This is a genomic window from Nitrosomonas sp. Nm34 (assembly GCF_900113925.1).
In the GTDB taxonomy this organism is placed as follows: domain Bacteria; phylum Pseudomonadota; class Gammaproteobacteria; order Burkholderiales; family Nitrosomonadaceae; genus Nitrosomonas.
This window is the reverse complement of the sequence record NZ_FORD01000085.1, coordinates 1-8,233: the sequence shown is the minus strand read 5'-3', so window position 1 is coordinate 8,233 and position 8,233 is coordinate 1. Positions and strand designations below refer to the sequence as shown.

Sequence of the window (8,233 nt, the reverse complement as noted above, 5' to 3'; positions counted from 1 at the left end):
GGCATGTTCATCAAGTAATGGTAGAGCGGTTTATGGCTTCATTTAAACAGCCACCCAAAGAACTGATGCTGGATTTTGATGCCACTGATGATGCGATTCATGGCAAACAGGAAGGCCGCTTCTTTCATGGTTATTATGATCACTACTGTTTTTTGCCGCTGTATGTGTTCTGCCAGGATCAACTGCTGGTAAGCTACCTGCGGCCAAGCAATATTGATGGGGCAAAACATGCCTGGGCCATTCTGTCGTTGCTGATAAAACGGTTCAGGCAGAGCTGGCCTGCAGTTCGTATCATTTTTCGAGGTGACAGTGGTTTTTGCCGCCGCAGAATGTTGGCATGGTGTGAGCGTCATGAGGTGGGCTACCTCGTGGGGATCGCCCAAAACAAGCGACTGAATGAGATCACTGCGCAATGGCAGCAAGCGGCAGAGAAGCAGTATGTTGAATCAGGTGAGAAAGTACGACGATTTGACGAGTTTCAATATGCTGCAAAAAGCTGGAAGCGGACACGGCGCATCATTGCTAAAATCGAACATACTGAGAAAGGCAGTAATCCACGTTATATCGTCACCAATCTGACCGGTAAACCGCATCTTCTGTACGATAAGATTTATTGTTTACGCGGTGAAATGGAAAACCGCATCAAGGAACAACAGCTTGATTTATTTGCAGATCGCACCAGTTGCCACCAGTGGTGGTCAAATCCATTTCGTCTACTCCTGTCCTCCCTGGCTTACATCCTGCTGGAAACCATCCGGCGCCTTGCTCTGCAAGGCACTGAACTCGCTCAAGCCTATGTGAGCACATTGCGCCTTAAGCTGATCAAAATAGGTGCCGTTATGCTATACTCGGCACGGTCAAATATGCGGAAAATGAAGCGGGTATAATATCGGATTTTAGCTCTTACCAAGACATGCTCCGGCCCAATTTTACGGAAGAAGAAATTGCCCATATTTACCAGCTATTCATGGAATATCCTTCCAAGGTGGCAAAGAAAAAATTACATGTTGTCTATCTGAAAGCGCTGGAATTGCCTCATCAAGAAATTGTGCGCATCGCACGAGTCAGCGGAGATAGCGTGACACGCTATTTGCGGGCATATATCCAAGGTGGGGTGGCAGCTCTTTGCTCATCCCAGCGTTATTGCCCCAGAAGCGCACTGTTACCTTATTCGGAAGTACTCAAAACACGTTTCCAAGCCCATCCGCCGCACACTGTTGCTGAGGCGGCCTATGAGATTGAAAAGCTCACCGGAATTCAATTAGCTTTAAGTGCTTGCCGCGACTTCATGCATAAACGTCTCGGCATGAAATACCGAAAAATGGCGGCGATCCCCTCTAAAGCCGATCCGGATAAGCAGCGCGATTTTTTACACAACAAGCTTAAGCCCTTACTGGAAGAGGAAAAGCAAGGCAAGCGCCGGGTCTTCTTTGTTGATGCCGCACACTTTGTGATGGGTGCCTTCCTGGGCATGCTGTGGTGTTTCGAACGTCTATTTCTGAAAACATCCTCGGGACGTAACCGTTATAACGTATTAGGTGCATACAGTGTCAAAGATTCCGAATTGATTGCCATTACCAACGAGATCTATATCAATTCTGATACGCTAGTGGAATTGCTAACCACCCTCAGCAGGTTATATACCGATATGGCGATCACTTTGATTCTGGACAATGCACGTTATCAACGGTGCGATAAAGTGATCAATAAGGCCTCGGAATTAGGTATTGACCTGCAGTTCCTACCATCCTATTCACCCAACTTGAATCTGATCGAGCGCTTGTGGAAATTTACCAAAAAACAATGCCTATACAACCGCTATTACGAATCTTTTTGTCAATTCAAAGCCGCTATTGACGACTGCCTCAACAAGGTCAGTTCTACTTTTAGTGAGCAGATAAAAACGCTCCTAAACCCAAATTTTCAACTGTTTCCAAAATCCGCAAATGTGACCGTGTGAGGTATACGTAATACCCGCGTATTCGCTTTTTACTTGCAAGTAGATGTCCCTACCAAAAACTGTTCTTCCAAACCGCAGCCAGACTTGCTTCTGGATAACTCATTCCCAGGATTATGAATCGCCGTTTACCGCATAAAATAGCAATGGGGTGGATGTGATACGCCTGTCAACAAAGAAAAACCTCTTTTTTGTCATAATTTCCAACAAAATCCTCTGAAAAACGCACTCCATCACAACAAATTTTGAATACAGATCTGATTTATCCAATTGTAAAATGAGTTTCTGGCAAATTCGCTCTTATTTTTGATGCTCGTGCAATATTCGGGTTAGGCTTGTACCTTTCAACTAATTTACTTAGCAACACCCTTGATCTTCTCAACCATCCTGACCCCGCTCAGCCCTAGCATAGCTAATACTAGCTCTAGGAGATAGTCAGTATGAATATCCGGCAGCATCTTGAATGGTAGCTCAAATGCCTGCACAATCCAAAGCATGAAGGGTTGTCCTATAAATGCCCAAAAACATCCAAACACGCAGCACCAACCCAAAGCAGGACGCCAGCCAGCCACAAAGATAGAGGAACTAGCCGCCTCAATTTTATTAATCTCACGCTGATCCGCAGCTGCCTGGTTGATGGCTTTCTGCAGATCGCCTTCCAGTTGTTCCCTAGCCCTCGCCCGCTCGTTTTCGTTCGGTATCAAATCAAGAACTTTATTAATGATTGGGGTTATTGCTGGAAATAGTAATTGCCACATATGATTATTTCTCTGCTATTTGTTGTTTATCCGTCACACACAACTGGTATTCCTGCTATCTGCGCTTGGTTAATCCTGGCAGAACGCGCCCGCCTGCTTTGTCCCATCGCAAGATTTCAGCACATGCCCGGAGTTAATCAGGAGAATCACGTTTCAATTTCTTGACTAATGCAGATTTACAGAATGCGCTAGCTCCGATGTTGTAGGCCATGCTTACAAAAGCATCTGCTTCATGCTGATGCAATGGCACATCGCCTATACAAGCGGATATCTGCTCAGTGATTTCATTTGCGTCGCGATAAAGAAATCCCAATGCACGAACAGGATCAGTTTTACTTCCTGGCTTTACCCTCTGCGTGGTACCGAAGCCGATAGTCTGCACCCCTACCCCATCGTCGTATGATGTGCCCCGATAGCCTTCAAAGCTTGCGATCATTACCAATGCTGCCGCAGATAATCCGATTAATGAGCTTCTTACTCTCACCTCTTGCTTCCTCCATTTATGTAATTAAACCTATCCTCAATCATCTGCTTAACCATGCTTAATAATTTAGGAGCCATGTTTCCGGATATGCCTGCCGCTGCTGCACATATTCCCCATGGGTAGGCCAAAGGAATCCAGGATCATGAATGACATGAGCCCAACAAATGCACTCGTTACACTCTCTCCTAGAAATTCAACAAAATTGAATACCAGCTGGATGGCCTGCCTTGATACGCGAGTACCAGCTAACCACACTACCTAATAGTGATTTCCTGACCTGAGGTATCGTTTCGATACCCCAGCTTCACGGCAATGATCTTTTATTGCTTGGCTATCATTAGCATAGCCCAATATCTTGCAGATATCCTTGACGCAAAACCACGGCTCGCCGTGATTATCGACAAAGGTACGCACATCAACTGATTGGAATGAGAAAACGACAGGCGCAAGTACACCATTAGAATGAGCAGCCATGATAGCCTCCTGATAGTTAATTTTGAGTTTCACCGATTTTGAGTGGGCGGCCGGGGGCTCAAAACCGCTATCAGACGGCTGGCGTATTCCCTGTAAAGACAGGTCTTTTATTAGCCTAACACCCGACCATAGGAAATCTATGGACGTAAAAAAACCACGACTTTCGGGCGCAGGGTCATCCGCTGATAGAGGTGTTTTGAGCACCTGAGCAAAAGGATAAGCCTGTAAGCTAGCAGTTGTCAAATTGTTAGATAGCCTTCTATAATATATCAATATAGATATATCATTTGAAATATGAACAGAAAACAAATCATCAAGAAACTTGAATCCGAAGGCTGGGAATTCAAACACATCAATGGCAGCCACCAAATCATGGGGAAAAACGGCAAGAATGTTCCGATTACACTTCATGGCTCTACCGGCCTCGGAAAGGGCTTGATTGCTAAGATTGAAAAACTGACAGGAGTAAAACTACAATGAATACGTGTTATCCAGCAGTATTTGAACCGCAAGAACCCTCCGGCTACGTTGTGCAATTCCTCGATCTTGAAGAAGCATTTACCCAAGGTGAAACAATCGATGAATGCATATTTAACGGCGCAGAAGTATTGACCACGCTCCTTGAAGTATATCTTGAGGATGGGCGTGAAATTCCACGCCCCAGTAAGAATGTAAAAGATGCCTACCACATCGCGCCTAATGCTCGCGTACAGTCCGCTTTGCTGATCCGTTGGGCACGTGGTGACCGTTCGCTTGCCGAAATTGCACGCGCCCTGGAAACCTCCTGGCCTTCTGCTCAACGTCTCGAAAATCCCGATCATTGGCCGTCCCTCAAACAGCTTGACAAAGTCGCTTCTGTGCTTGGCAAAAAGCTAGTTTTGTCGTTTGAATGATGTTGGTAAGCGCAGCAAGAGCAAGGTAACAAGTGATTTTTCCTGTGGTGGTTGAACAGTAAATTACAGAAAGCTATTACCAGCAAAGGAAAAACCATGAGAGAGATATACTTAGTTACTGCAGATGCTTTACACGTAACAACCTCAACTAATGGCGAATATGTTGTCGATGTTAATGCAATCATTTTCATTGCTGCGCAATCTCTGGAAGAGGCTTTGACACTGGCTCGTTCTGCCTTGATAAATTATGGATATCACCTAACAGAGATCCAAGAAATCTCTGTAACAACTCCTTCCGCTGTTTTGAAGCTGAAAGCACAATTAAGAGCGCAGTACAAGGCTGCGTTGGTCCGAGGTTACGGATTCGAGCTAATAGCTCTGCCACGTTAAGAGCAGCATCCTGATCATTCTTTCGAAATGCGCTCATTGAGATCTCCTATTTTTTACGAGACCAAAAAGCATTAATTCATTCATCACTAACACTTATTAAAGTGGTTTCTCCAATGCTGATAGAATAGAAAGTTCCACCGAAGTATTTAACGACAAGGGGAAAGTCATGGAAGAGATATACCTTGTGCATGCTGAAGCAGTAGCCACAAAAACAGCAACTAACTCAGATAATATTGACAATGTAGATGCAATCATTTTTGTTTCTGCTAAATCACAAGATGAAGCTCAAACACTTGCAAATTCTGCTTTGATGGAACATGGCTACCATCTGATAAGGTTTTTTTCAGTTTCTGTACCCACTCTTGCTGCTGTTTTAAGGTCGGACATACAATTAATAGCCCAGTACCATGCTGCGATTGAGTTAGGGTACAGTCTTGAGATAATGGCTCATCCGCGTGGAGAGCGGCATCCAGATCATCCTTTTGAGAGTCGTACATTGATATCTCCTATTTTTTACGAGACCAAAAAGCAGTAGATTGGCGGCCTCTCCCATGCTGATAGAATAGTAAGTTCCAACAAACTATTAACAACAAAGAAGAAACCATGAAGCTAAGTGATGACAAAAAATCTGTAAGCCTGTCAATCAACGAAACACTATAGGCAAGCGAGCTGACTACGCTAATAGCCGAGCTGGCAGTTATCAGAGCAAACATGCTGCCTGAAGTATCAATCAAACCACCTATTAAAAGGGAAGATGGCACAGCATCCATGCAAGAAAATCCGCGGCTAGCCATTGCAAGACTCCAAGATAATAGGATCAGATTCCGGCTCAGAAATGCCGGACTTGGCTGGCTGATCTTTGATATTCCCAGCGACCAGGTTGGCCCGATCTGCGACTATCTCATTGCCAATACTCAAACGGGAACCAGCGATCTCCTCATAGATGGCGACAGAAATAGCAATAACCTTCAATGGATCCAGTGAATTTGAATACTCAATAGTGAGCATACGCGAGGCTGTATTCATGCTTATCCCCTTCCTGTTAATCCAGCCATTACCCCGGCAACCTCAACCCGCAACTGATCCATATCCCTATCATTACAAATGATCTGGTCGATATACCTATCATCAATACCGCGCTCGCTCTCATGCCCGGTATTGACTGCAAATGGATTATTCTTGCGCTCGATATGCCAGATCACCCCGCCATTGCGCTTGATCATTTGCGCCTCATTGTCGAAACGCACATCGGATAAAACCAACTTTGGATAATGGCCAATCAAATTCTCAACTCTTTTCACCCAGATATCCGGATGAATCAATTTTCTGCCCCATTCAGTACCAAACGACCGCATTCCCTGGGGGATCTACCAAGCAGATCATCATGCGGCTTTTCCTTCAGAGCGCGGTCATTGAAGGTACCCATGACCACCTCGAATATATAAGCCAGGCAGCACACCATATCCATTTTAAATGTCAGCTCAGTAAAGCCATAAGAACTACACAAATGCTGAGCCACTGTGCTTTTACCCGTCCCAATCGTCCCGCTTAATCCGATCAACTTAATTTCTGCCATCTCACCATACCCACACATAAGTATTTAGTTAACTTTCCGACAAAGAGCGCAGCAGATGCCATCTATATTTACAAAATGGCTCATACACAAAAATTTAACGACTAATCCGATAAACTGATTCTGGCAAATTGCCATAAATTGTTTAGCGAGGTTTGATCTATGGAAACGCATAAAGAGGAGCTTCTTCTGTTGAAAGACCAGCTCATAGCCAACGAGAAGGAATTTTCTGCATGCAGAAGAAATGCTCCTACTTTGACAGATGTAATAAACCATCTTGGATCTGAAATTCAGGGCCTTAAGCACGAAATCCGTGCATTGAATAAGAAGATAGAAAATCTTCATAACGCAAATCCTGATGGTTGCCGATGTAGATATTGCGGCTCAATCAAGCTGAAAAGAATAAAGGGCGAGCCACATAAAATATTTGGAGATATGGGCATAGTCGATACTTTATTCATTTGCCTAGAATGTAAAAAAGAATCAGTGATCACAATTGATACCCTAAAATAGTTTTATTTAACATTTGCTGAATAGGCATCCTTTCTTATGCTAAGAAAATAAAAAGTTCTACCAGACTATTAGCAAGGAAGGAGAGGTATTGGATAATTCAGTCATCCTATTAATTGGCATGGCGTAGTACCACCGAGAAGATTACGACGCCTGCCTCAGAATCATGACAGAGTGCCGCAATATGCCCGAAAACTTCGACGCTTGGCTGGCTAAAGCTGAGCAAGGCGAGCGAAAGCTTAAGAAAGATGGATATACTATTGTGCGCGCCTTCATCAACCCCCAAACATTTCCCGTATGGTGCCGGTCTCGCGGCCTGAATACCGATTCGCAAGGTCGTATGAAATATGTCGACTTCATCGCACTGAAAAATGAAAGATGTCACCATTGAAAAACGATCAATATTCATAATCATCCTTTAAGAAATCCCCGCAATACCCTGCCGAAGGGAAAGTCGGCAGCAAGGGAGGAGTTACGGGGATTCGTCATGTCAACTACTCGGAAAATCTTTTATAAAGACTGGCTGTTACTTGATTCAACTCAAGCAACAGTGGCGCAAGTTCTTTGCGCTCGGATGCATCAAACTTACCGTCTTTCAAATGCTCAGAACCTGTGTTCAAACAAGCCGATGCAGCAGCAACCAAAAACAAGAAATGTTTTACCTGGCTTTCTTCGTTCAGGTCTGAGCTACCCAAATCGATATCCATGGGCGTCTGATTCACCAGCTGGCATATCTCAAACACAGCGCGCTTTTCCTGGGTGAGCTCAATGAGCTGCAGCACGACAGATAATGACGGAGGCTGCGCGTCATGATTAGGGTCCAGGCAATTGGCCAGCCCTTCTGGTGACTTGTTTAACACTCTCGCCAATCCAGCTATCCCACCCGGGTATTTTTTAGCATCTACTGCAACGCTAAAAACACTTGTCTATATTCCTGTTTTGCCGGTCTGCTCATAATCTATTTAGTCACCCCTGAATAATCACTTAACATGCTGATAATAAGACAGGAAATAAGAGAATGAGCAAATCAATTCGACCGGGAATGGTAAAATAGTAGCTGTTTTCTGGTTGAATTGATTAAAAACATGCTCACCAAGACCCCTGAACTTCATCAAGCTAATTTATTTGAAGCAGATCTACTTCTACAACTTGATCCTGCGGATCCTCTGCTTCAATTATCAGCAGCGATTCCAT

General features: G+C 44.3%; 14 protein-coding genes and 1 pseudogene. 7 read left to right on the top strand and 8 right to left on the bottom strand.

Translation table 11 applies throughout. The features are described 5' to 3' along the window. Both BM283_RS16425 and BM283_RS16420 read left to right on the top strand, forming a co-directional pair. The coding region (locus BM283_RS16425; RefSeq protein ID WP_139225319.1) for an IS1380 family transposase at nucleotides 1-887 on the top strand (887 nt) is incomplete at its 5' end. A 26-nt stretch (nucleotides 888-913) separates the two neighbouring features. After that, complete coding sequence (locus BM283_RS16420; protein WP_090695037.1) at nucleotides 914-1,960, top strand: IS630 family transposase; 1,047 nt, start codon at nucleotides 914-916, stop codon at nucleotides 1,958-1,960. A gap of 350 nt (nucleotides 1,961-2,310) precedes the next feature. On the opposite strand, the gene BM283_RS16415 is transcribed toward BM283_RS16420, so the two are convergent. The 3 genes from BM283_RS16415 to BM283_RS19670 all read right to left on the bottom strand — a co-directional run bounded on the left by BM283_RS16415 (nucleotide 2,311) and on the right by BM283_RS19670 (nucleotide 3,916). After that, complete coding sequence (locus BM283_RS16415; RefSeq protein ID WP_090695035.1) at nucleotides 2,311-2,715, bottom strand: 3TM-type holin; 405 nt, start codon at nucleotides 2,713-2,715, stop codon at nucleotides 2,311-2,313. Between the two features lie 133 nt (nucleotides 2,716-2,848). Further along, entirely contained in the window at nucleotides 2,849-3,199 is a 351-nt protein-coding gene (locus BM283_RS16410) for a glycoside hydrolase family protein (RefSeq protein WP_217646574.1), read from the bottom strand. Nucleotides 3,200-3,457: 258 nt separating this feature from the next. Next, the gene (locus BM283_RS19670; RefSeq protein WP_217646573.1) at nucleotides 3,458-3,916 is read right to left on the bottom strand and encodes a BRO-N domain-containing protein; all 459 of its coding nucleotides are present in this window, start codon (nucleotides 3,914-3,916) and stop codon (nucleotides 3,458-3,460) included. A gap of 51 nt (nucleotides 3,917-3,967) precedes the next feature. Between BM283_RS19670 and BM283_RS16400 the strand changes: the two genes are divergently transcribed. From BM283_RS16400 to BM283_RS16385, 4 genes are all read left to right on the top strand, one after another. After that, a complete protein-coding gene (locus BM283_RS16400; RefSeq protein WP_090695033.1) occupies nucleotides 3,968-4,153 on the top strand; it encodes a type II toxin-antitoxin system HicA family toxin in 186 nt (61 codons plus the stop codon). Beyond that, nucleotides 4,150-4,566, top strand: coding sequence for a type II toxin-antitoxin system HicB family antitoxin (locus BM283_RS16395; RefSeq protein WP_090695030.1), 417 nt, complete (start codon nucleotides 4,150-4,152; stop codon nucleotides 4,564-4,566). Before BM283_RS16400 ends, BM283_RS16395 begins: the two co-directional genes overlap by 4 nt. Nucleotides 4,567-4,662: 96 nt before the next feature. Continuing rightward, on the top strand, nucleotides 4,663-4,956 hold the full coding sequence (locus tag BM283_RS16390) for a hypothetical protein (RefSeq protein WP_090695027.1): 294 nt from the start codon (nucleotides 4,663-4,665) through the stop codon (nucleotides 4,954-4,956). A 166-nt stretch (nucleotides 4,957-5,122) separates the two neighbouring features. Further along, a complete protein-coding gene (locus BM283_RS16385) occupies nucleotides 5,123-5,491 on the top strand; it encodes a hypothetical protein (protein WP_090695026.1) in 369 nt (122 codons plus the stop codon). 251 nt (nucleotides 5,492-5,742) lie between these two features. On the opposite strand, the gene BM283_RS16380 is transcribed toward BM283_RS16385, so the two are convergent. Genes BM283_RS16380 through BM283_RS16370 form a run of 3 tightly spaced genes read right to left on the bottom strand, consistent with a single transcriptional unit; the run spans nucleotide 5,743 to nucleotide 6,532 of the window. Beyond that, nucleotides 5,743-5,982 carry a hypothetical protein gene (locus tag BM283_RS16380; RefSeq protein WP_090695023.1) on the bottom strand — a complete coding sequence of 80 codons (240 nt, stop codon included), beginning with the start codon at nucleotides 5,980-5,982 and terminating at the stop codon, nucleotides 5,743-5,745. Between the two features lie 2 nt (nucleotides 5,983-5,984). Then, nucleotides 5,985-6,257: a deoxynucleotide monophosphate kinase family protein gene (locus BM283_RS16375; RefSeq protein ID WP_139225318.1), complete on the bottom strand. Its 273-nt coding sequence runs from the start codon at nucleotides 6,255-6,257 to the stop codon at nucleotides 5,985-5,987. A gap of 17 nt (nucleotides 6,258-6,274) precedes the next feature. Further along, nucleotides 6,275-6,532: a hypothetical protein gene (locus tag BM283_RS16370; protein ID WP_090695018.1), complete on the bottom strand. Its 258-nt coding sequence runs from the start codon at nucleotides 6,530-6,532 to the stop codon at nucleotides 6,275-6,277. Between the two features lie 159 nt (nucleotides 6,533-6,691). Here BM283_RS16370 and BM283_RS16365 point away from each other — a divergent pair, with 159 nt between their 5' ends. Next, on the top strand, nucleotides 6,692-7,042 hold the full coding sequence (locus BM283_RS16365; RefSeq protein ID WP_090695015.1) for a hypothetical protein: 351 nt from the start codon (nucleotides 6,692-6,694) through the stop codon (nucleotides 7,040-7,042). 109 nt (nucleotides 7,043-7,151) lie between these two features. Here BM283_RS16365 and BM283_RS16360 read toward each other — a convergent pair whose 3' ends face one another. Together BM283_RS16360 and BM283_RS16355 are read right to left on the bottom strand one after the other, a co-directional pair. Continuing rightward, a complete protein-coding gene (locus BM283_RS16360; RefSeq protein WP_090695013.1) occupies nucleotides 7,152-7,448 on the bottom strand; it encodes a hypothetical protein in 297 nt (98 codons plus the stop codon). Nucleotides 7,449-7,533: 85 nt separating this feature from the next. Beyond that, nucleotides 7,534-7,926, bottom strand: a pseudogene (locus BM283_RS16355) (phage regulatory CII family protein); the annotation flags it as partial. Nucleotides 7,927-8,233 lie beyond the last annotated feature (307 nt).